The 21,707-nt window shown below is 42.7% G+C and carries 20 protein-coding genes; 14 read left to right on the top strand and 6 right to left on the bottom strand.

Annotation, left to right across the window (positions count from 1 at the left end; all coding sequences use genetic code 11):
* Positions 1-105: 105 nt before the first annotated feature.
* From OC443_RS24065 to OC443_RS24050, 4 genes are read right to left on the bottom strand one after another with little or no spacing between them, the layout of a single operon-like run.
* Positions 106-969 carry a metal ABC transporter permease gene (locus tag OC443_RS24065; protein WP_073584197.1) on the bottom strand — a complete coding sequence of 288 codons (864 nt, stop codon included), beginning with the start codon at positions 967-969 and terminating at the stop codon, positions 106-108.
* Positions 969-1,871: a metal ABC transporter permease gene (locus OC443_RS24060; RefSeq protein ID WP_306345645.1), complete on the bottom strand. Its 903-nt coding sequence runs from the start codon at positions 1,869-1,871 to the stop codon at positions 969-971. Before OC443_RS24060 ends, OC443_RS24065 begins: the two co-directional genes overlap by 1 nt.
* Positions 1,871-2,764, bottom strand: coding sequence for a metal ABC transporter ATP-binding protein (locus OC443_RS24055; protein WP_073584193.1), 894 nt, complete (start codon positions 2,762-2,764; stop codon positions 1,871-1,873). Before OC443_RS24055 ends, OC443_RS24060 begins: the two co-directional genes overlap by 1 nt.
* Complete coding sequence (locus tag OC443_RS24050; RefSeq protein WP_073584191.1) at positions 2,761-3,639, bottom strand: metal ABC transporter substrate-binding protein; 879 nt, start codon at positions 3,637-3,639, stop codon at positions 2,761-2,763. Before OC443_RS24050 ends, OC443_RS24055 begins: the two co-directional genes overlap by 4 nt.
* Positions 3,640-4,004: 365 nt before the next feature.
* On the opposite strand from OC443_RS24050, the gene OC443_RS24045 reads away from it, so the two are divergent.
* The 12 genes from OC443_RS24045 (at position 4,005) to OC443_RS23990 (ending at position 16,432) form a co-directional block, all read left to right on the top strand.
* Complete coding sequence (locus tag OC443_RS24045) at positions 4,005-4,682, top strand: MaoC family dehydratase (RefSeq protein WP_073584189.1); 678 nt, start codon at positions 4,005-4,007, stop codon at positions 4,680-4,682.
* A gap of 514 nt (positions 4,683-5,196) precedes the next feature.
* Positions 5,197-6,783 (top strand): methyl-accepting chemotaxis protein, encoded by a 1,587-nt coding sequence (locus OC443_RS24040; RefSeq protein ID WP_073584187.1) that lies wholly within the window; start codon positions 5,197-5,199, stop codon positions 6,781-6,783.
* A 259-nt stretch (positions 6,784-7,042) separates the two neighbouring features.
* Positions 7,043-8,971 carry a threonine--tRNA ligase gene (gene thrS / locus OC443_RS24035; protein WP_073584185.1) on the top strand — a complete coding sequence of 643 codons (1,929 nt, stop codon included), beginning with the start codon at positions 7,043-7,045 and terminating at the stop codon, positions 8,969-8,971.
* 3 nt (positions 8,972-8,974) lie between these two features.
* Entirely contained in the window at positions 8,975-9,526 is a 552-nt protein-coding gene (gene infC, locus OC443_RS24030; RefSeq protein WP_073584183.1) for a translation initiation factor IF-3, read from the top strand.
* A gap of 99 nt (positions 9,527-9,625) precedes the next feature.
* Complete coding sequence (gene rpmI, locus OC443_RS24025; RefSeq protein WP_073584181.1) at positions 9,626-9,820, top strand: 50S ribosomal protein L35; 195 nt, start codon at positions 9,626-9,628, stop codon at positions 9,818-9,820.
* 38 nt (positions 9,821-9,858) lie between these two features.
* Positions 9,859-10,212: a 50S ribosomal protein L20 gene (rplT, locus tag OC443_RS24020; RefSeq protein ID WP_073584179.1), complete on the top strand. Its 354-nt coding sequence runs from the start codon at positions 9,859-9,861 to the stop codon at positions 10,210-10,212.
* Positions 10,213-10,625: 413 nt separating this feature from the next.
* Complete coding sequence (gene ald / locus OC443_RS24015; RefSeq protein WP_073584177.1) at positions 10,626-11,750, top strand: alanine dehydrogenase; 1,125 nt, start codon at positions 10,626-10,628, stop codon at positions 11,748-11,750.
* 662 nt (positions 11,751-12,412) lie between these two features.
* Complete coding sequence (locus tag OC443_RS24010) at positions 12,413-12,943, top strand: GNAT family N-acetyltransferase (protein WP_073584175.1); 531 nt, start codon at positions 12,413-12,415, stop codon at positions 12,941-12,943.
* A 163-nt stretch (positions 12,944-13,106) separates the two neighbouring features.
* A complete protein-coding gene (locus OC443_RS24005; protein WP_073584173.1) occupies positions 13,107-13,712 on the top strand; it encodes a beta-phosphoglucomutase family hydrolase in 606 nt (201 codons plus the stop codon).
* Between the two features lie 253 nt (positions 13,713-13,965).
* Positions 13,966-15,111 carry an iron-containing alcohol dehydrogenase gene (locus OC443_RS24000; RefSeq protein ID WP_073584171.1) on the top strand — a complete coding sequence of 382 codons (1,146 nt, stop codon included), beginning with the start codon at positions 13,966-13,968 and terminating at the stop codon, positions 15,109-15,111.
* Between the two features lie 219 nt (positions 15,112-15,330).
* A complete protein-coding gene (locus OC443_RS23995; RefSeq protein WP_073584169.1) occupies positions 15,331-15,951 on the top strand; it encodes an HAD family hydrolase in 621 nt (206 codons plus the stop codon).
* A gap of 22 nt (positions 15,952-15,973) precedes the next feature.
* Complete coding sequence (locus OC443_RS23990; RefSeq protein ID WP_073584167.1) at positions 15,974-16,432, top strand: hypothetical protein; 459 nt, start codon at positions 15,974-15,976, stop codon at positions 16,430-16,432.
* A 35-nt stretch (positions 16,433-16,467) separates the two neighbouring features.
* Here the strand turns inward: OC443_RS23990 and OC443_RS23985 are convergent, their stop codons facing one another.
* Positions 16,468-17,346 (bottom strand): LysR family transcriptional regulator, encoded by an 879-nt coding sequence (locus OC443_RS23985; RefSeq protein ID WP_234976414.1) that lies wholly within the window; start codon positions 17,344-17,346, stop codon positions 16,468-16,470.
* A gap of 113 nt (positions 17,347-17,459) precedes the next feature.
* Between OC443_RS23985 and OC443_RS23980 the strand changes: the two genes are divergently transcribed.
* Positions 17,460-18,113 carry a glutathione S-transferase family protein gene (locus OC443_RS23980; RefSeq protein WP_073584165.1) on the top strand — a complete coding sequence of 218 codons (654 nt, stop codon included), beginning with the start codon at positions 17,460-17,462 and terminating at the stop codon, positions 18,111-18,113.
* A 107-nt stretch (positions 18,114-18,220) separates the two neighbouring features.
* On the opposite strand, the gene OC443_RS23975 is transcribed toward OC443_RS23980, so the two are convergent.
* Complete coding sequence (locus tag OC443_RS23975) at positions 18,221-19,120, bottom strand: LysR family transcriptional regulator (RefSeq protein ID WP_073584163.1); 900 nt, start codon at positions 19,118-19,120, stop codon at positions 18,221-18,223.
* 374 nt (positions 19,121-19,494) lie between these two features.
* On the opposite strand from OC443_RS23975, the gene OC443_RS23970 reads away from it, so the two are divergent.
* Positions 19,495-21,390 carry an L-tyrosine/L-tryptophan isonitrile synthase family protein gene (locus OC443_RS23970; protein WP_073584161.1) on the top strand — a complete coding sequence of 632 codons (1,896 nt, stop codon included), beginning with the start codon at positions 19,495-19,497 and terminating at the stop codon, positions 21,388-21,390.
* Positions 21,391-21,707: the final 317 nt, after the last annotated feature.

Raw genomic sequence — 21,707 nt, 5'->3', positions numbered from 1 at the left:
TATGTTCTGAAGCGCTCTCACCCGGGAGTGATCTATACCCAAGCAACCTGCATCTTCAGGTTGTTTGGGTATATCTCAGGGGAATGTATCCCGGAGTTAAGGGCTTCAATTTGCAATCAGGGTGTTCTTTCCCGAAGAAAGACGGGCCCTGTTTTTCAGTCTGGATGTTGTCAGTGCAGCGATGAAAAATGCCGCCTGCACCAGCACAATACAGGCGCTGGTTGCCCCATCAATATAAAAGCTGACTAAAATGCCGGCGACAATAGAAGTCAGCGAAACCGCGAGTGCAATCCACATCATTTTGCTGAACTGTTTGGTTAATACAAATGCGGTAATGCCCGGAGAAACCAGCATCGCGACGACCATGATGACACCGACAGCTTGTATTGTTGCCACGATGGTCAGTGATAACAGAATCAGCAGGCTGTAGTGAATAAATACAACCGGTAATCCAACGACCCGGGCATGGCTTTTGTCGAAGCAGTACAGTAAAAAATCTTTTCTGAACAGCACAATGATGACAAACACGATCAGAGAAATGATCACGGTTTGCAGGAACTCATAGTCGTTAATCCCAAGCATGTTACCAAACAGAATGTGCAGCAGATGCTGTTCAGTTTCCACTTTAGTGAAAAGCACCAGACCTAAAGCAAACATGCCTGAATACACAATACCCATGACCGTATCTTCTTTGACCCGGCTGTTCTCTTTGATATAGCCGGTGAGCAGGGCGCAGGTCAGTCCGGAAGCAAAGGCGCCGATCGGCAGGGCAATCCCTGTAACATACGCAATCACAATACCAGGCAGAACAGCATGAGAAATCGCATCTCCCATCAGTGACCAGCCTTTGAGAATCAGATAGCAGGAAAGAACAGCACAGACTGCGCCAACTGCCAGACCTGCCCAGAGTGCCCGCCGCATGAATTCAAACTGAAACGGGTCGAGAAACCAGTGAATAATATGATCCATTATAAGCGCCTCATTTTCGGATTGATGCCAGGCTGATGTCTGCTGGCTGTCTGACGTTTATTTTCTTCACGGATATTGGTCCGGGTTGCCAGCATGCCGTATTTCGGTGCGAAAAAGAATGCAACCAGAAAGAACAGCGTCTGGATGACGACAATTACACCACCGGTTGCGCCATCGAGGAAATAACTCAGGTAGGCGCCCAGTGCGCAGCTGATAATGCCGATGGAAATTGAAATGATCAGTAACCAGCCAAAACGGTCGGTTAATAAATAAGCGGTTGCACCCGGTGTTATCACCATCGCTATCACCAGAATTGCGCCAACGGTTTGCAGTGAAGCAACCGTACAGGCACTTAAAATAGTGAAGAAAATGACTTTCAGCACAGTGGGGGACAGGCCAACGGAAGACGCCTGGGTTTCATCAAAAAATACCAGCATTAAATCTTTCCAGAGCAGTGTCAGCACAGCAAAGGAAACCACGGCAATTATCACCATCTGCATTAAATCTGAAGGGCTGATAGTTAAGATATTGCCGAAAATAATTCCTTCAATATTCACGGAGGTTGGATTGAGTGAAACCAGTAATAAGCCTGATGCGAAAAATGTGGTGAAGATAAAACCAATAATGGCGTCTTCTTTTAAATGAGACAGCGTTCGCAGCAAAGCAATCCCGATCGATGCCAGAAACCCCGCAATAAATGCACCGGCAGAGTAGGGAAGTCCCAGCGCATAAGCACCAGCAACGCCCGGGACAACGGAATGGGACAGGGCATCTCCGATTAAAGACCAGCCTTTCAGCATCAGAAATGCTGAAAGAAATGCACACACGCCACCGACAATCGCACTGGCCAGAATTGCATGCTGCATATACTGATATGCAAAAGGTTCAGTCAATAATTCAATCATGAAGGCCTCCCTGAGCGGGATTTCCGCCGGATGAGTTTGGCACTTTCACTGTTTTTGCCGTAGAACACGGCCGGTTCTTCATGGTCGGACAGAATCGTGACGGTTCTGTCGTCATCATCTTCATGCAGGGTTTCCCCGAGAATACCGACATGTTTCAGCACCCCACCAAAGGTGGCCTCCAGATTATTCTGCGTAAAGGCTTCGCTTAACTCACCTGCGGCAATGATGGTACGATTGATAAATACAACTTCATTACAGTAATCGGGGATATTTCCCAGATTATGTGTCGACACCAGAATCAGATGACCTTCGTCTCTTAATTCCCGCAGCAAATCCATGATTGCTTCTTCAGTGGTGAAGTCGACACCGGTGAAAGGTTCATCCAGCAGGATGGTTTTGCTTTCCTGCGCTAATGCTCTGGCAAGAAACACCCGCTTTTTCTGTCCGCCTGATAATTCCCCGATCTGACGTTCCGCCAGATCTTCGATGCCCATCCGGTGCATTGCCTGCTGAACTTTTTCTTTATCTGCTGCTTTAGGCCGGCGAAGGAAATTCATGAAGCCGAATCGTCCCTGCATCACAACATCACGGACTAAGATAGGAAAGTCCCAGTCGATATCTTCACTTTGCGGCACGTAGGCCACCAGATTTTGTTTCAGCGCATGGTGAATTGGTAAACCGGAAAGCTGAATATCACCACCGGAGATTTTGACCAGCCCCATAATGCTTTTAAATAATGTCGACTTACCGCCGCCATTGACACCGACCAGCGCACAGATTGTGCCGCCCTGAAGGGTAAAGTTTACATCATTGATTGCCCGGAAGCCGTTGTTGTAAATGACGCTGACATCATGCGCCTCAAGGCTGACTGTATGATGAGCTCTGTTCATAACCGGAATCCTTTTACAATGGTGTCTGTTGTGACACGTAACAGGTCCAGATAAGTCGGAACAGGACCGTCTTTGGTGGAGAGGGAGTCAACATACAGTACGCCGCCATAGTGCGCACCGGTTTCCCGGGCAACCTGTCTGGCCGGTTTATCTGAAATCGTACTCTCACTGAACAGAACCGGAATATTGTTCTGGCGGATTTTATCAATGAGTGTTCTGACCTGACGGGGAGTTCCCTGTTGATCTGCGTTAATTGGCCACAGATAAGCTTCTTTCAGGTGATAGTCTCTGGCCAGATAGCTGAATGCACCTTCACTGGTGACCAGCCACCGGTGTTCTTCAGGTATTTGATTCATCTTCAGTTGAATTGGTTGATTGAGTTGCTGAATCTGCTGTTTATATATCGCTGCATTATGGTTGTAGGCATCCTTGTGTTCCGGATCGTACTTCACCAATGCTTTGCGGATATTTTCGATATAAATTAATGCATTTTCCGGCGACATCCATGCGTGTGGATTTGGTTTGCCAGTATATGGGCCGCCATAGATTGATATTGGCTTAATTCCCTCAGTGACCACGACGGACGGCACTGATTTGACATTGGCAAAGAACCGTTGGAACCATCGCTCAAGATGAAGCCCGTTCCATAAAACCAAATCAGCTGATTGCGCTTTGATAATATCTCTGGGCGTAGGCTGGTAATTATGGATTTCTGCTCCGGGCTTGGTGATAGAAAGCACATCTGCATAATCACCTGCGACATTTTTGGCCATATCCTGAATGATGGTAAAGGTCGTTACGACGCTGAACTTAGCCCACGCAGATACCGGTAATACTGTCAAACTCAGGAAAAGGATTGAGACTAAATACTTCATATTCATAACCACCTGTTAAAAGAAATGCTGTTCTGTTTTCAATCTATATGATAATGATTATCATTTCAATTTAGTTTGTTCGAATTTATGCTATGAGACTAGCAAAGACTGCAATTTATCGGGTCTATTTCTCTGATAGGCTGTACTGATGATGGTAAATTAAGAATAGAAGAGCATATACTCTGACTGGATTTGTCTTTATCGATGGATTAGTAAATAAAATGATGTTTTATTTCTAACCCTATGTAACACAATAAAAAAACATCGTTCAGTTAACGCGTGTACGCCCGAAAGTGTTTGCACAAGCTTATGAACTGATTCAAAATCAAGTTGTTAGTGACTTCTTCTTTTGAAAAGGGGTTGAAATGAAGGTTGTCGAATTATTCAAACAACGTGGTGAAATTTTAAGTAAACAGCATGCTGAGTTAGTTCAGAAAATGCCGCCTGCGATGCGGGAATACTGGAATGAATTTTTGACGAAGACCAATAATTTCCATTTATTCTCCTGGGCAAAAGACTTTAACCAGCCCGCGGTGAATGAAGATGTGGTTTCCAATGATCCCACTATCATGAAACCGGAAGCCAAGGCACTTTATGAGGAGCTTGAGGTTAAGATTGGCGAAGTCATTCATACCGGGGAATGGATGTTAGTTGATCAGGCAAGAATTAACCGGTTTGGTGCTGTGACTGATGATACTCAGTGGATTCATACGGATCCGGAAAGGGCAGCAATGGAGTCTCCGTTTAAGACAACGATTGCTCATGGTTTCTTAACCTTAGCGCTTTTGCCTAAGCTGACAGATAGTGTTGACCCTGATAATCCGTTATTTCCTACTGCAAAGATGGTGGTGAATATTGGCCTGAATCAGGTTCGTTTTCCTTATCCTGTGAAGTCTGGTGATCGTGTTCGGGCAAAAAGTATACTGACGAAAGTCAAGCCTGTGCGAAAAGGTTTGGAAATTGAGCGTGAAATCAGAGTCGAAATCGAAGGTGTCCGCAGACCAGGTTGTGTCGTTATTTCTGTAATTCAATTACATTTCTGAAACAGGTTTTCTGGTTATTTTCCAGAAAACCTTTCTGTTTTTCTCTTTTTAGTACATTGTTATATTTTTCCTTCTGTAAAATACGACGTTCAATTCTTTGAATTTCATTTGTAATATGAATAAATATGCATCGTTCATGTTTTCAGTGAATGACTAAAAAGCGCCTTAAATATCTCAATTGCGTTGTCATTTAAACTTAATTTGAGCTTGTTTCGTGCTTCTGTCAGGTGATGTTAATTATAATATTGATTTTATTAATATTTCATGTGGAATTTGTGAATGAGTATCATTTTTTTGTATGATGCCATGTGATTTACATCTTATTTTATAAGACCAATGATTGTATTTAATACAACTCATTTGTTTATGTTTTATTATATATCGAAGTTAATTGGTATAACAAAATGGTAAAATAGGTTCTACTATTAATATATTTATTCATATTGGCGGTTGGATGTTGGTATGAATTTTGTTGCATTTTTGTGTTTCGGAATTTTACAAGGAGTCCTTCATTTTGAAACTTTCAAGACAACTAGCTTATCTAATTGTTTCTATAGCTTTGGGGTTTGTTTTGTTGGGTCTGTTTGGATTGGAGTCATTGCGCTCAAACCTGATAGACAGTCGTAAACATGAAATTCAATCTGTTTTGAGTTTTGCTAAAAATCAGGTTGGCGTTTATGTCAAACAGGAAGAACAAGGACTGATCACAAGAGAAGAAGCTGAGAAGAAAGCTGTAGAAGCGCTGTCTGGGTTGCGTTTTGGGGCCTCTTATATTTGGTCAAATGACAATAATTCTATTGCCCGGGTCCATGTTCGGGCCAACAAAATAGGGCAGTTCCAGAAATCATATCAGAAGCATATTTCTCAGTTACGTAATAAAGATTTTATTATCGATGTCGGAGAAAATGTTAAACCGGGAACGAACAAGAAGACAGTAAAAATCAATGGAGTCACTAAGATACCGGGTTGGAACTGGGTGATTGGCTACGGTGTTTATATGGATGATCTGGATGCAACTTACTGGTCATTTGCTTATAAGTTTATCGGTATATCGATCGCTATTGTTCTCATTGTTATTTCAATTGTGCTTTTAATCGCCAGATCGATTCTTAAACGTCTGGGTGGAGAACCTATCTATGCCGTTGAAGTAACCAACCGCATTGCGAAAGGTGATCTTTCAGAAAATATTGAAGGGAAGTTTGATGATGAGAGCCTGCTGGGGTCGATAGTCATCATGCAGAACTCTCTGAAGAAAATGGTGAAAAGTATTCTCGACGGCTCGCATCATTTATCAAACGCAACCAGCGATTTGAAGCATCAGGTTGCGAATATTACCCGCGCCTCTAACGGTTCTTCAGATGCATCTTTGTCAACAGCAGCTTCAATACAGGAAATGTCAATTTGTATCGGTGAAATTTCCGGTAGTGCGGAAAAGACAGAGCAAAATTCTGAAAAAGCTTTTGATTATTGCGCCAACGGTGAAGAGCTGGTGAAGCATTCCGGTGAAATCATCAATGAGATTTCTTCTCAGATTAAAAAATCAATGGAAGATTTTAATAAACTGAGTGAACGATCAAATGAAATTGGTAATGTGGTTAATGTCATCCGTGACATTGCCGAACAGACTAACCTGCTGGCTTTGAATGCGGCGATTGAAGCCGCTCGCGCCGGAGAACAGGGACGAGGGTTTGCAGTTGTTGCTGATGAAGTTCGCACGCTTGCTTCAAGAACCGAAGCCGCAACATCTGAAATTACTGAAACTATTCATATTATTCAGAAAGATACAGACATTGTTGCCAAGGCTCTGCAATCAGTCTTACCGAAAGTAGAAGAAAGTGTTGAAAGTTCACATCAGGTCAATCAAATGCTTGGTGATATCCGCAACAGTTCTTCTGAAACACTGGATATGGTCAGAGAAGTTTCTGTCGCGACAAGTGAACAGAATAAAGCTTCTGCTGAGCTGACCAGCCATGTCGATATGATTTCGAACATGGTTAAAGAAACTGCGGAATCGATTGAACAGTGTCATCATACCGTATCGGAATTAGATGAATTGGCTCAGGATCTTCACGAAAGTATCAGTTACTTTAATCTTCATTAATTTTGTCCGTACATCTGCGATATATTGATCGGTATGTCGCAGATGTTCTTTTCTTTCCCGAATAAAATCTGTTGTGATTTCAAATTCATTCGTTAGAATAATGCTTTGTATTATTTCGGATACATCCGTAATTGTATTCAATTAGTACGTATTCACTTAATTCACTCGATTTCAGTTCTTTGTTATTTATCAATAAATATAAAGAAGTTTTATTAATGCAAGTGTTGCCTGGTATGCAACACCACTGTAAGGATTTATCATGCCTGTTATTACTCTTCCTGACGGTAGTCAACGTCAATTCGATCATTCAGTTTCAGTTTTAGAAGTCGCTCAGTCTATCGGTCCGGGTCTGGCAAAAGCCACGATTGCAGGTCGGGTTAATGGCCAGCGGGTTGATGCATGTGATGAAATAGAATCAGATGCAAGTTTGGAAATTATTACCGCTAAAGATGAAGTGGATGGTCTGGAGATTGTTCGCCACTCATGTGCTCACTTGCTGGGACATGCGCTGAAACAGTTGTATCCTGAAGCAAAAATGGCCATCGGTCCAACGATTGATAATGGCTTTTATTACGATATCGATATGGAACAATCCCTGGCTCAGGAAGATTTGGAAAAAATCGAAGCGCGGATGAAGGCACTGGCGAAGACTAAGTATCAGGTTGTCAAGAAAAAAGTAAGCTGGCAGGAAGCCCGTGATGCTTTTGAGTCTCGCGGTGAACCGTACAAGATAGAGATTCTGGACGAAAATGTTGCCCGTGATGACCGTCCGGGGCTATACCACCACGAAGAATATATCGATATGTGTCGTGGACCTCACGTACCGAACATGAGTTTTTGTCAGCACTTTAAGCTATTAAGTGTTGCTGGTGCATACTGGCGTGGTAGCAGTGATAATAAAATGCTGCAGCGGATTTATGGTACTGCATTTCATGACAAGAAAGCATTAAAAGCGCATTTAACCCGATTAGAGGAAGCGGCAAAACGCGATCATCGTAAAATTGGTAAACAGCTCGACTTATTCCATATGCAGCAGGAAGCGCCTGGGATGGTGTTCTGGCATCATAATGGCTGGTCTGTTTTCCGTGATCTGGAAGTTTTTATCCGTGAAAAACTGACTGAGTATGGTTATCAGGAAGTGAAAGGCCCACTGATGATGGATCGCGTTCTTTGGGAACGCTCCGGCCACTGGGATAAATATGCTGAGGCAATGTTTACAACCAGCTCTGAGAACCGTGACTACGCAATCAAACCAATGAACTGCCCTGGTCATGTGCAGATCTTTAATCAGGGGCTGAAGTCTTATCGTGACTTACCGTTACGTATGGCAGAATTTGGTTCGTGTCACCGAAATGAGCCATCAGGTTCGCTTCATGGCATCATGCGGGTGCGCGGATTTACTCAGGATGATGCACATATTTTCTGTACTGAAGATCAAATTCAGCAGGAAGTGACATCTTGTATTAAAATGGTATTCGATACTTATCAGACTTTTGGGTTTGATAATATTGCTGTGAAGCTATCAACCCGTCCGGAAAAACGAGTGGGTAGTGATGAAATTTGGGACCGTTCAGAAGAAGCATTGAAAGTATCTCTTGAATCAATGGATATTCCGTATGAGATTCAGGATGGTGAAGGCGCATTCTACGGACCCAAAATTGAATTTACATTACATGACTGTTTGGATCGTGCGTGGCAGTGTGGTACTGTTCAGCTGGATTTCAATTTGCCTAACCGTCTTGGCGCAACTTATGTTGGTGAGAATAACGAACGTCTGATTCCGGTGATGATTCACCGTGCGATTTTAGGTTCGCTTGAACGGTTTATCGGGATTTTGATTGAAGAATATGCTGGATCATTCCCAACATGGCTTGCACCTGAACAAGCAGTTGTTTTAAATATCACGGATAAACAGTCTGATTATGTTCAGGAAGTTGCTTTAAAACTACAAAAATGTGGTATTCGTGCAAAAGCAGACTTGAGAAATGAGAAAATAGGCTTTAAAATCCGCGAACATACTTTGAAGCGTGTGCCGTATATGCTCGTGTGTGGTGACCAGGAAATTGAATCCGGTGAAGTCGCAGTGCGGACACGAAAAGGCGAGGACTTAGGTAAGTTCAAACTGGATGATTTTATTCAGTTTGTTCAGCAAGAAGTTTCTAGCCGTAAGCTCAATCTGGAGGAATAAACTATTAAAGGTGGAAGACGTGGCCAGGTTCAGGCCAAACAAAACCAACATCGTATTAACGGAGAGATTCGTGGTGTACGTGAAGTCCGTTTAACCGGGGCAGACGGTGAAGAGTCTCGTATCGTTTCGATTACTGAAGCGCTTGAAACAGCATCAGAGTCGGGTTTGGATCTTGTAGAGATCAGCCCGAATGCTGAACCGCCAGTCTGTCGGGTGATGGATTATGGTAAGTTCCTCTTTGAGAAGAGCAAAGCTGCAAAAGAGCAGAAGAAAAAGCAAAAGCAGATTCAGATTAAGGAAGTAAAATTCCGTCCTGGAACTGATATTGGAGACTATCAGGTAAAACTACGCAACCTGACCCGTTTCCTTGAAGAAGGCAACAAAGTGAAAGTAACAATTCGCTTCCGTGGCCGAGAAATGGCGCACCAGGACATTGGTGTTGATGTTCTTAACCGTTTGAAAGAGGACACTGCTGATTTGGCGGTTGTTGAGTCTTTCCCAAGCCGGATTGAAGGGCGTCAAATGATCATGGTGTTAGCCCCCAAGAAGAAGTAATTAGTGGCTTGCAAGTAATAAAACCCTGCTTTATCTGGCAGGGTTTTGTTCGCCCTGATTGCATATTTTAAACATAGATACAATGCGGAGTGATTCATCATGCCTAAGATGAAAAGCAACAAAGGTGCTGCTAAGCGTTTTAAGAAAACAGCTGGTGGTATTAAATATAAGCGTGCGACTAAACGTCATATCCTGACTAAGCGTACAACTAAGAACAAGCGTCAGCTACGTCCTAACTCAGTACTTCCTAAATGTGAAGTTGCTGCAGTTGCCCGTATGTTGCCATACGCTTAATTTTTTGGTTTTTATTCGTTTAGTTTAGGAGAAGCAGAATGCCTCGCGTAAAACGTGGTGTACAAGCTCGTGCACGTCATAAGAAAGTTTTAAAACAAGCTAAAGGTTACTACGGAGCGCGCTCACGGGTTTACCGTGTTGCCTTCCAGGCAGTAACTAAAGCTGGTCAATATGCATATCGTGACCGTCGTAATAAAAAGCGTCAATTCCGTCAATTATGGATTGCACGTATTAATGCGGCATCTCGTCAGAATGGTTTGTCTTACAGCCGTTTAATCAACGGTTTGAAGAAAGCTTCTATCGAGATCGATCGTAAGATCCTTGCTGATATCGCTGTATTTGATAAAGCAGCATTTACTGTGCTTGTTGAAAAAGCAAAAGCAGCGCTTTAATCAATAAAGTCTGCGTATTAATTGTTGAAGGAGAGCATCAAGCTCTCCTTTTTTTATCTTTATAAGAATTTTGTTCTATACTATTAATCAGTACGAGGTCTTGAGAATCTTGTTCTGTAGTAAAAATCCGCTGAATTTTTATCCTTTCCGCTATCCTTCTGATTTTTTCATGTTAAAGAAAAGATTTTTAGTAAATTAATTGTTACTTAAATCTCATAACTGAATGTTAATTTGCCCTTTTCTATCATAAAAATCTGACTTAAATCCCGATTTGTACCTTTTCCTGCCATGTTTACATTAGAAGTTATTGATATTTAGTGATTAAATCTGCAAATATAGTCTTAATTGGTTGTTAATTTGACTAATTTAAGCGATAGCCAGTGTTATTAACTACTTATTTGGGGTAAATTAGAATGATTGTCGGTGTTCCTAAGGAAATTAAGAATCATGAGTATCGTGTTGGTATGATTCCGGCGTGTGTCCGGGAATTGGTCATACATGGGCATCAGGTTTATGTAGAAGCAACTGCCGGACAAGGCATTGGTTTTTCAGATGAAGATTACATCGCTGCCGGAGCCGAAATTCTCTCTACTGCGGAAGAAGTGTTTGCAAAATCAGAAATGATTGTCAAAGTGAAAGAGCCTCAGGCTGTTGAACGTGCGATGTTGCGTGAAGGTCAAATTTTGTTCACTTACTTGCACCTTGCACCCGATTTCCCTCAAACAGAAGATTTAATTGAGAGCAAAGCTGTTTGTATTGCGTATGAAACAGTGACTGATGAAAGAAATCAGTTACCACTGCTTGCGCCAATGTCAGAAGTTGCAGGAAGAATGTCCATTCAGGCTGGTGCTCAGGCGCTTGAGAAGTCAAAAGGCGGCTGTGGTTTATTGATTGGTGGTGTTCCTGGTGTTGAGCCGGCAAAAGTTGTTATTATTGGTGGTGGTGTCGTGGGTGCCAGTGCTGCACGTATGGCTGTTGGTTTGAGAGCCGATGTGACTGTGCTGGACAGAAATATAAACACATTGCGCCGTTTGGATGAAGAGTTTCAGGGGCGGGTAAAAGTTGTGTACTCAACCAATGAAGCCATAGAAAGACACGTAACACAGGCTGATTTAGTGATTGGCGCTGTTTTGATTCCGGGTGCAGCTGCGCCGAAACTTGTCACCGAGTCATTGATCGCAAAAATGAAAGCAGGTTCTGCTGTTGTTGATGTGGCGATTGATCAGGGCGGATGCTTTGCAACTTCCCATGCGACCACGCATGATGCGCCAACCTATATTGTTGATGACGTGGTCCATTATTGCGTTGCTAATATGCCGGGTGCGGTAGCAAGAACGTCAACATTTGCACTAAACAATGCCACATTACCTTATATTCTGAATTTGGCTGACAATGGCTATCAGGCAGCCCTGCTGAATGATCCAGGTTTCCTGAAAGGGTTAAATGTGATTCATGGTCAGGTGACATGTAAAGAAGTCGCCGAGAATTTTAATCTGAGTTATGTAGAGCCTGAAGCAGCGATTAAGATGTTCACTTAATGGATTGACTGCATCAAAACTCGTTTTTTGTGATGGAATTCTTTTGCTTATCCGAAGAATTCAGGAGGCCGGGTAATCTGTTACCCGGTTATTTTATATTTATGATGAATAAGTATGAGTTTTATACCCAAACAACCTGAAGATGCAGGTTTCAGTGAGATTTGTCCGGCTTTGAGACAAGGCACTGATTTGAAGATAGAGTCATTCTACGTTGAAAATCAGTCACGCCGTATCAGAGCCTGACAAACTCACCCGCAGGGCGTGAGCTGAAAGGTACATTTCTGCGTCAAGAGAATTTGAAAGGTGGGTACATTCCTGCATTCCCTTTCCTTGAACTGTACCTTTCGGCTGCACGCTGAATCCTGCATCTTCAGGTTGCTTGGGTATAAGTATTTCTTTATTTATACGATTTATTTCTATGTATCGTTTCTTTTCATGTTGAACATTGAAAGATTATTCCGAAGAAACTCATGTAGTCAGGTCATTTTCTGGCAGAAATATCTAAATCTGTTTATCCGGGCTGTTCATTGCTTGCAAATTGAAAAATGCCGTCGTACGGTAATATCCGGTTAATATTTCAGACCAGAAAGATATTTTTTCTATATTTTTTTCTGGTTTGAACAGGAACAGAGAGACGAACAGGAAGTTAAAAGGTCTGTAAAATGGATATTAGAGTAGCTGAATATAGTGATTATGAAAGCATCGCTAAATTACATGCGCAAAGCTGGCGTATGAATTATCAGGGTGTGATGGATGCGGTTTACCTGCGTGACGAAGTCGATGAAGAACGTAGCCTGATCTGGCAAACCCGTTTGATCAACCCGCCGATTAACCAACATGTGGTTCTTGCCGAAGAAGGGAACCAGCTGTGTGGATTTATTTGTGCCTTTGGTAACCATGACTTTGATAAAGGGTCAATTATTGAGTCTTTACATGTTGCACCTGAATATCAGGGAAAAGGACTGGCTAAGTTACTTATCAGAGAAGCGACAGAGTGGATACAGCATTATTTTCCTGACACCGGGGTTTATCTGGAAGTCACGGAAGAAAATATTAAGGCGATTCAGTTTTATGATCACTTAGGTGGTTTACATGAAATGGATCGTATCTGGCATACGCCCTGTGGCTGCGATATCTCTGAATGGATATACACATGGGAGACGCCTCAGGCAATTTTATCAGCGGTAGAATGATGAAGAATCCGGGCCTTTTGGCCCTTTTTTATCTTAGGTAGCAGAACCTTCACTTTTTCTTGCCAAAACGTTGTATGGTTGAATTCTCTGGTCGCTTAAGCGGCGCTATACAGAGATTCAGTTTATCAAAACATATCACAATGAATGAAGTTGGAATGATGTCATGATTCAGTTAGAGCAGTATGAAGGGCTGATTTTTGATATGGATGGAACGTTAATTGATACGATGCCATGCCATGTCGCGTCATGGAAAGATACGTCGGTATTTTTTGATTTTCCTTTCCTGCCGGAGTGGCTTCATAGCATGGGAGGCATGCCGAGTATTAAGGTCGTCAGCGAAATTAACCGACGATTTGGTCTTTCATTAGATCCCGCCGTTGTTTCTTCATATAAACAAAATGTATTCAGGGAACTCGGCTGTCCGGGAGAACGTATTCCATCCACCTGCGGTATTCTTGAACAATATCTGGGTAAGAAAAAAATCGCTTTAGGCACAGGAAGCCCGAGAACAAATGCGATGTTGCTGCTGGAAAATGCCGGTCTGCTTAACAAATTCGATGCGATTGTGACGGCCTGTGATGTGGATAATCATAAACCCAATCCGTATACTTTTCTTAAAGCCTGTAAATTAATGGCCCTGACTCCGCAGCAATGTGTTGTATTTGAAGATACGCTGTTGGGGAAACAGGCAGCACACGCCGGCGGTATGGATTGCATTTTAGTGACTGATGGTGAACTGGAATTCTATCCGGCAGAAGTAAACCGCTAACTTCTTATAACAGATGATAATGTTACAGCAGGCTAAGATGCCTGCTGTTTTTTATTGATAATCATGTTCTTATAACCACTTTAATGTGATATTGATAACGTTAACACCGTGATCTGTTTAACAAAATACATACTAATATGTGATTTAAGTCTTATTGTTCATTGTTTTCTGATTTGTGTCATGTTCTTAAGGTCTGAGGGAAGAATAATCTGCCTTATGTATCATTTTTTATGAAACTTATTGGAGAAAAGTTATGAGCATAATGAGGTTTTCGATTCCCCGTGACATTATCTATGGTGAGGATGCACTGGCAGAATTAACAAACTTAAAGGGAAAAAAAGCGGCGATTGTGACTGGTGGAAGTTCGATGAAGCGTTTTGGCTTTCTTGATCAATGCCAGAAATATCTGGCAGAAGCCGGAATGGAAAGCATCATTATCGATGGCGTTGAGCCGAATCCTTCCGTTGCTACAGTGTGGCGGGGTGCGGAAGCGATGATTCAGTTTGAACCTGACTGGATTGTGGCGATTGGCGGTGGTTCTGCACTGGATGCTGCGAAAGTGATGTGGTGTTTTTATGAGCATCCTCAGCTCAGGTTTGAAGACATCATTGAAGTTGGTTCGATGCCCCCACTCAGAAATAAAGCAAAATTCATTGCGATTCCATCCACAAGTGGTACGGCGTCTGAGATTACTGCATTCTCTGTTATCACTGACACAGAAAACCATATTAAGTATCCGATTGTTGCAGCTGATATGGTGCCGGACATTGCAATTCTTGATCCGAAGTTACCGGAAAAAATGCCTGCACACATTACAGCCAATACAGGAATGGATGTGCTGACACATGCGACGGAAGCTGTGGTTTCTATTGCAGCAACATCGTTTACTGACCCTTACGCAATTGAAGCGATTCGCTTAGTGATTGAAAATATCGAAACAGCCTTTAAAGATCCTGAGAATATGCAGGCAAGATATAATATGCATAATGCTTCAGCTTTAGCTGGTATGGCATTTACCAATGCTTCACTGGGTTTGGTTCACTCGCTGGCACATAAAATTGGCGGAGAATTTGGTGTGACTCACGGTCTGGCAAATGCCATTTTATTGCCATATGTGATTGAATTTAACCGCAAGTCCACTGACAAATATGATGTGGTTGAAAAATTACTGGGTATTGATGATCTGGCTGAAGCGGTGAGAGAGTTAAATCGCGGTATGAATATCCCGACCTGCTTTAAAGACTGTGATGAAGTCGACTTCAATGAAGAAAAATTCAAAACAGTGCTTGATCGCATGAGTGAAAGAGCTTTTGGTGATCCTTGTACATTAACTAACCCCGGAAAACCAACTGTGGCAGATGTGAAAGCACTGTATACAGTCAGTTATTACGGTAAATAACCATTGCAGTGGTATGGCTGGGTTTGTCAGCCATACCGCTTTATTCATCATCTTTCAGTTCTGCTTACTCTTTCGCTTAAACCTCCGTTCATATCTCTGTGACCTGCCGTTATCTCACGGTTATTTTTCTGTTCAGAATTATTAATGCAATTGGCGTATTTGCTCAGGCGGGTATAATAGATGCGATCAGAAATGCTGATGACCTGAAGGAGGCTCACTATGGTGGATAGTGCCATCAGAAATGTGGTGTTTGATATTGGTAACGTGCTGGTTCGCTGGGCACCGGTTGAAATTGTACGTCTGACATTTGGTGAATCCGGTGATAATCACCAACAGGCGCGATCGATTTTTACGCATCCGCTGTGGGCGGCTCTGAACAGAGGGGAACTGACGGAATCTGAAGCGAAAGCAGCTTATCAGGAAACATTCAGCTTTTTTTCAGCCGGGACCGTTGATCAATTCTTTTATTATGTCAAACAAACGCAGCTCGAACTATTTGGTTCGGTTGCCTTGTTGAAAAAAGTCAGGGAAGCAGGATACCGGACGTTTGCGCTGACGGATAACGTGCATGAAATTGTCGCTTACCTCAAACAACGGTATGATTTCTGGTCTTTATTTGATGGTGCGATAGTATCCGCTGAAGTGGGATGTTTAAAACCGGGTGCTGAGATTTATCAGCATTTAACTGAGCAGTTTCAGGTCAAAGCCTCAGAGTCAGTTTTCATTGATGATCGTGCTGAGAATATTGAAGGCGCCCGGGAACTAGGTTTCAAAGGGATACAGTTTTTTAATGCTGCTCAGTGTGAGCAGGAATTAAAGTCATTCGGTGTGTTTGTTTGAAATTGTTTTAGCAGGAAATCTCATGAAATCAGTAATTTTCTTATTCGGTATATGGTCGTTCTTCTTTTGTTTTTCCGCGCAGGCTGCACCTTCATCGCTTGTCGGTTCGTGGCAATGCTCGGCTTCTCTGCAGAAACCTCTGTTTCGTTTGACATTAAAAAGTCAGGATCAGTACACATCTCAGGGTGATTATCATACCAAAGGGGTTCTCACCGCCGCATTAAACGGCCAGCCAGTTGAAGTGAAATATGCGGTTTCCGGAGACGGGCAGTGGCACCTCAGCCAGAAAACGCTGGAGCTCAAATCCCGTCACCTGACATTTAAAAACATCAGTAACCCTGAATGGGAAGCGTTCCTGAATCTGAAACAGTATATTCCGAAACAAGCCAGTGGTTCATTTCAAATTAAGGCGCTGACTCAGCAGCATCTGGTGCTGAATAATCGCCGTTTATCTCAGAATATTGAGTGTGAAAGGCAGTAAGTCTGCGGGTGTGTTTAGTTTAAGTTCACGCTGGCTCAGACAACAGAAGCAACTGACGCCTGTTGTCTTTCTTCCTGATACCATTGAGACAGCTGCTGGCCAAAGGCTTCACTTAACGGGTTTTCTTTCCTGCCGGACAGGATCAATACAATATCTATCATCGGCAGGCCAGGTAGTATATTGCCGGAAATTTCAGCCAGTCCGGCGCTCATACTCGAACGCGCCATGGCGCCGATCCCCAGGCCATGAGCAATTAATCCACGCAATGTGGAAGCACTGCTGGTACAGGCCATGACTTTAAAGTTTCTGTTCTGTTTGATTAATCCGTCGATTGCTGCCTGATAAAACTTACACTCCGGCTGAAAAAGAACCACAGGCAACGGTTCTGCTGACAGCAGATGATCATGCTGTACTGCCTGTACCCAAACGCCCTGCTCGCGCTGGAGCGGATAGCCTTCTTCTGAGGTGGGTGAACGGGTCACAATACCAGCGTCAAGATGATTGCTGTCCAGCATAATCCGGATGCGATGGCTTGGTGCTGCGGTAATTTGTAAATCCAGTTGAGGCCACTGTTGATGAAGTAAACGGGTCAGGCCCGGAAGCACTGATTCAGCATAATCATCCGGACAGCCCAGGCGTATCTGAGTCGTTGGCGTTTCAGATTTAAGCTGAGCCAGCGTCTTATCATGCATCTCGATCAGACTCTTTGCATAAGGAGCGAGGCGTTGACCGTCATAAGAAAGCATCAAATGCCTGCCGTTTTTAATAAATAAAGGTTTTCCGACCTGTTCTTCCAGTCTTTTCATCTGCATGCTGATGGCTGACTGAGTGCGATGCACCTGTTTCGCTGTCCGGGTAAAACTCCCTGTTTCAACAAACGCAATAAAACTCCGGAGTGCTTCAATATCCATCATTCACCTATCAACGATTCTTATAGATAGTATGAATAATATACGATAGTCGCAGAAAAATCATTTCTGTAATCTTATATGGAAATCAACCGTAACTGAGCAGAAGGATAAGTCAGATGAAACTGTATATCGGAAATAAAAACTACTCAACATGGTCACTAAGAGCATGGATTTTGATGGAAAAATCAGGCATCTCCTTTGAAGAAGTTAAATTGCAGTTAGATACACCTCAATTTTATGCAACACTCAAATCAGTTACTCCGACGCAGAAGGTGCCTTGCCTGGTGGACGGAGAGGTGACGGTCTGGGATTCTCTTGCGATTTGCGAATACATCAATGATATTTATTTATCAGGAAAAGCATGGCCGGCACACAAAGCAGAGAAAGCTCTGGCAAGGTCACTGGCTGCAGAGATGCATTCCGGATTTATGGCCCTGCGAAATGAAATGCCAATGAATGTCCGGGCAGCACGCCGGGTTCAGCTGTCAGAAAATGCCCAAAAAGACCTTGAACGCATTGATCAGATATTTGCACAGCAGATGAATGAATTCGCAGATCGGGGAGGCTGGTTGTTTGGGGCGTTTTCAATCGCAGACGCAATGTATATTCCGGTTGTACTCCGGTTGATGACTTACCAGATACCAGTCAGTGCTGCGGCACAAAAATATATCGATCATGTGATGGCTTGCGAAGCATTACAGGCGTGGCTGAATGAAGGCAAGCAAGAGTCTGAGATTGTTGAGCAGGATGAAGCGGGTGAGCCGGTATAGTGTGTGTTGTGATCAGGTGAGTCTGGTACTCATCTGGTTTTCCTGCGGATTGACTTGTCAGAAAAAAGGCCGTCAACGACCGACCTTCAGATGATTGTCCTTCTGGTTTACTCCGGAAAGCTGTTCATTTCCTGAATTAAAAACTGAATCAGTAAGTGTGTTCTTGGCGGTATATTTTTCCTTGAAGGGTACAATATATTCATACTCGGCCCCTGATGAGAAAACTGAGGGAAAAGCTGTACCAAAGAATTGTCATCCGTTTGTTTGACCAGAAAATTAGCCACCGGACCGATCCCCATGTTTTGCCGGATCATTGACATTGCGGCCATCGGGGAATTGGTCTGATGTCTGGGTTTGACCCGGACACAACGGCTAAAGCCTGATTGCTCAATCAGGGAAACCATATTGTTTGGTAAGTTCATTCTGGTGACTGTGATCCAGTCATGATGCTTCAAATCATCTAATGTCTTAATCTGATCGTGATTTTCCAGATACGTTTTACTGGCATAAATGCCCATCTTAAACGGCGCCAATACCCGCCCGACCAGTGAACTGGATTTGAGTTCACCAATCCTGATCACCAAATCCAGATTGTGCTTAATCGGGTCTTTTAAATCATCTTCCAGCTGTACATCAAAGATAACGTTCGGATATTGCTGATTGAACCGTTTAAGCTGCGGAATCAGTAAATACATACCGACATCAACCGATGTACTGATCCGGATAAGTCCGGATATTTCGTTGACCATCGGAGCGAGAGAGCTTACAGCATCTTCGGCCAGATTCATCAGGCCGTGACTCGATTCATAAAAAGTTGTGCCTTCCGTTGTCAGACTGATTCTGCGTGTGGAGCGGTTCAACAGACGTACTTTCAAATGTGACTCAAGGGCCGTCACCTGTTCGCTGACTTTTGACTTTGCCATTCCTAATTCCAGTCCCGCTCTGGTAAACGAACCACATTCGACAACTTTGTTAAAAATGGCTATCCGTTTTAAATTTTCTAACATTATTGTTCCTCTATCGATAACAGTTGGTTCCGGTTATATGTGTAGATTTGATATGAATATGTGGTAATAATATTGATTCTCAGAGAGGACGTAAATTGATGTTTGCCATTTCATCTGATGAAGGGACAGACAAGTTGTAACAAAATCAGACGATAACTCCGGATCCTTGTCTCTGAATGTTCAGAATGAAGTGATAATTCTCAGTAAACAGCATGATGGGTGAATGATTTTATCTGCGGGAAAAATATATTTTCCGGGGAAGTGCTTTGTTTATTTTTTACATCAATATATGAATTATATCCTCTCTTGTTTCAGAAAAATACATATCATAATTAAATAATAGTCAGGTACTTCAATATATTAAAGGGAAAGTTATGTTAGAAATAAACAATAAAGAAAATCTGGTAGAAGAAATATCATTTATCTTGCTGAATCAGTTAATTGCCCAATATGAAGCAAATATTCATGGGCTGGTTAAATTAAAAAATCAGGTTCGTGATTTTGTAGCAAACGACAAACCGGTTCGCCTCTTGTTGCCTGCATTTCCTTGTAAAACAAATAACCTGGACAAAGTGATTTGTCATTTGCCTGATATGGGTGAGTATCTGGTTTTAAGGAAGTTTGTTCAGACGATCCGTGATATTCAGGCCATTTATGAACCAGGCATTATTTTTCATATATTCTCAGATTATCATACATTCTCAGATTATATTTCTGTTGACCTTAAACACCACTATGATTTTTCAGATAAGCTACGTTTAATGGTTGAAAGGATGAATTGTAGTGAATATCTGAAAATTGTGAATTTTGAACACTATCCGGAATTTGATGATCTGGAAGACTTTCAATATTTCAAAGGACTGAAAGATAAATATGGTAAGCCTGGATATGAAGAGAACTTTGATAAACTGAAGTTAAAAGATAATAAAATGAACACCACTTATCTTGGTCTGAAGAAGTTTATGAGCCATGATCAAAAGCATGTGCTGGCACAGCTTTCTTATAAACAACGCCGCCTGAGATTATCCGAAATTGCAAAAGGAATGATGGTGCAGGGGAAAGCGCTGGATAACTTCCTCAATGACAAGTTCTCCGATTGTATTCGTCTGAGTATTCACCAACACCCAATGGTGGGTAAAAAGTATTCACTATATTTGTTTGATGAGCAGGCTTTTAAAACACCATGGCATACTGCGGTACTTTTCGATGCCGCGCAGGGCAAATACGTTGTAGATATGAAACATAACCACCTTGACCGGGATGGTGTGATTATTCCGGTTGAGTATGATAACCGGACCTGGTGTTACATCCGGTTGACCGCAAAAACTCCGGAAGCAGAGCAGAAGTTGCGTCAGGTGAGTGCTGTGCTTTACCGGGAAAAATTTGGTCTGATGCTGGTCAACAAGCAGGAAGATTGTCCGGTTTCATTGTTTGAACACAAAGAACTGAAATACCTGATCAAAGAATTCGGCACTGTGGTGCTGCGTGGCTTTGACCGGTTTGAGGCACCTCAGGCGCTGGAATCATGGTATGCAGAACGTGGTGCACTGGTGCCGTGGAAATTCGGTAATACACATATTATCTCTCCGGTTGACGGGCATCAGGGCAAACCAAGCTCTTCAGCAGATTCGCAGGAAGCGCTGCCAATGCACTGGGATCTGTTGTGCCCTCCACCTTATATGAACGTGAGCCAGGATCTGTATCAATATGAAGACTTTACTCCGGATGAGTTTGTCCTTTATTGTCACCGTAACGAGCCGGTCAATGCTGAAACAGACGGGATTAACGTCACGTCTGACACTGCACTGGCCGCACTGACGATTCATGGCCGGGAGCGCGAGCAATTGCGGCAGACTAAAATCCGTTATTCAACCAAAGAAAGCTACTTCGGTGGTGACAGTAAAGTATATCCGCTTCTGATGACCTGCCCGTGGACCGGACAAAATACGATTCGCTGGTGGGAAGTGTGGGATGACCGATATCATGCCGGCGCTTTACAACCAAACTATTCTGAAATTGCCAGTTCAGAGCATTACACAGATATGAAAGCGTTGGAAGATCGTCTGATCGAAGTTTGTATGAATCCAAACGTCAGTATTAAGCATCAGTTTGAGAGCGGTGATCTGGTCTTACTGAACAATCATACAACGGTTCATGGCAGAACTGCATTTAACGGATACCGTGAAATGTGGCGGATACAGCTTCAGCCACAATCGATCAATTCACCATGGCAACCGCATAATCTGGTTGAATACGATAAAGTCAGCTAACAAAAAAATAAGGCAGTCAGTTCTCCATGAATCAATACTGACCGACTCTGTTTTTATTCAGGCCACCTGTATAGTCAGGTGGCTTTTCTGTTTGTCTGGTGTACCTGAACCACTAATATCTTCAGAATGTTGGGGTATATTTAATTTTAATTTCGGAACGGGTTGTCCAGATCATTGAGTTATCGCTTCATATTCTGAATAAACGAGCCTGTGGTTCTCAGAGTGACACATATTCAGTCAACGCTTTATCTCTGGCCGATTTGAATGTTCGCCACATTTTATTTTTGATGATATTAATTTATTTATTAATGAATTGG

Origin of the sequence: Vibrio quintilis, from assembly GCF_024529975.1 — a bacterium.
GTDB lineage: Bacteria > Pseudomonadota > Gammaproteobacteria > Enterobacterales > Vibrionaceae > Vibrio > Vibrio quintilis.
The sequence above is the reverse complement of the archived record's forward strand: the minus strand, read 5'-3'. Positions and strand labels throughout refer to the sequence as shown.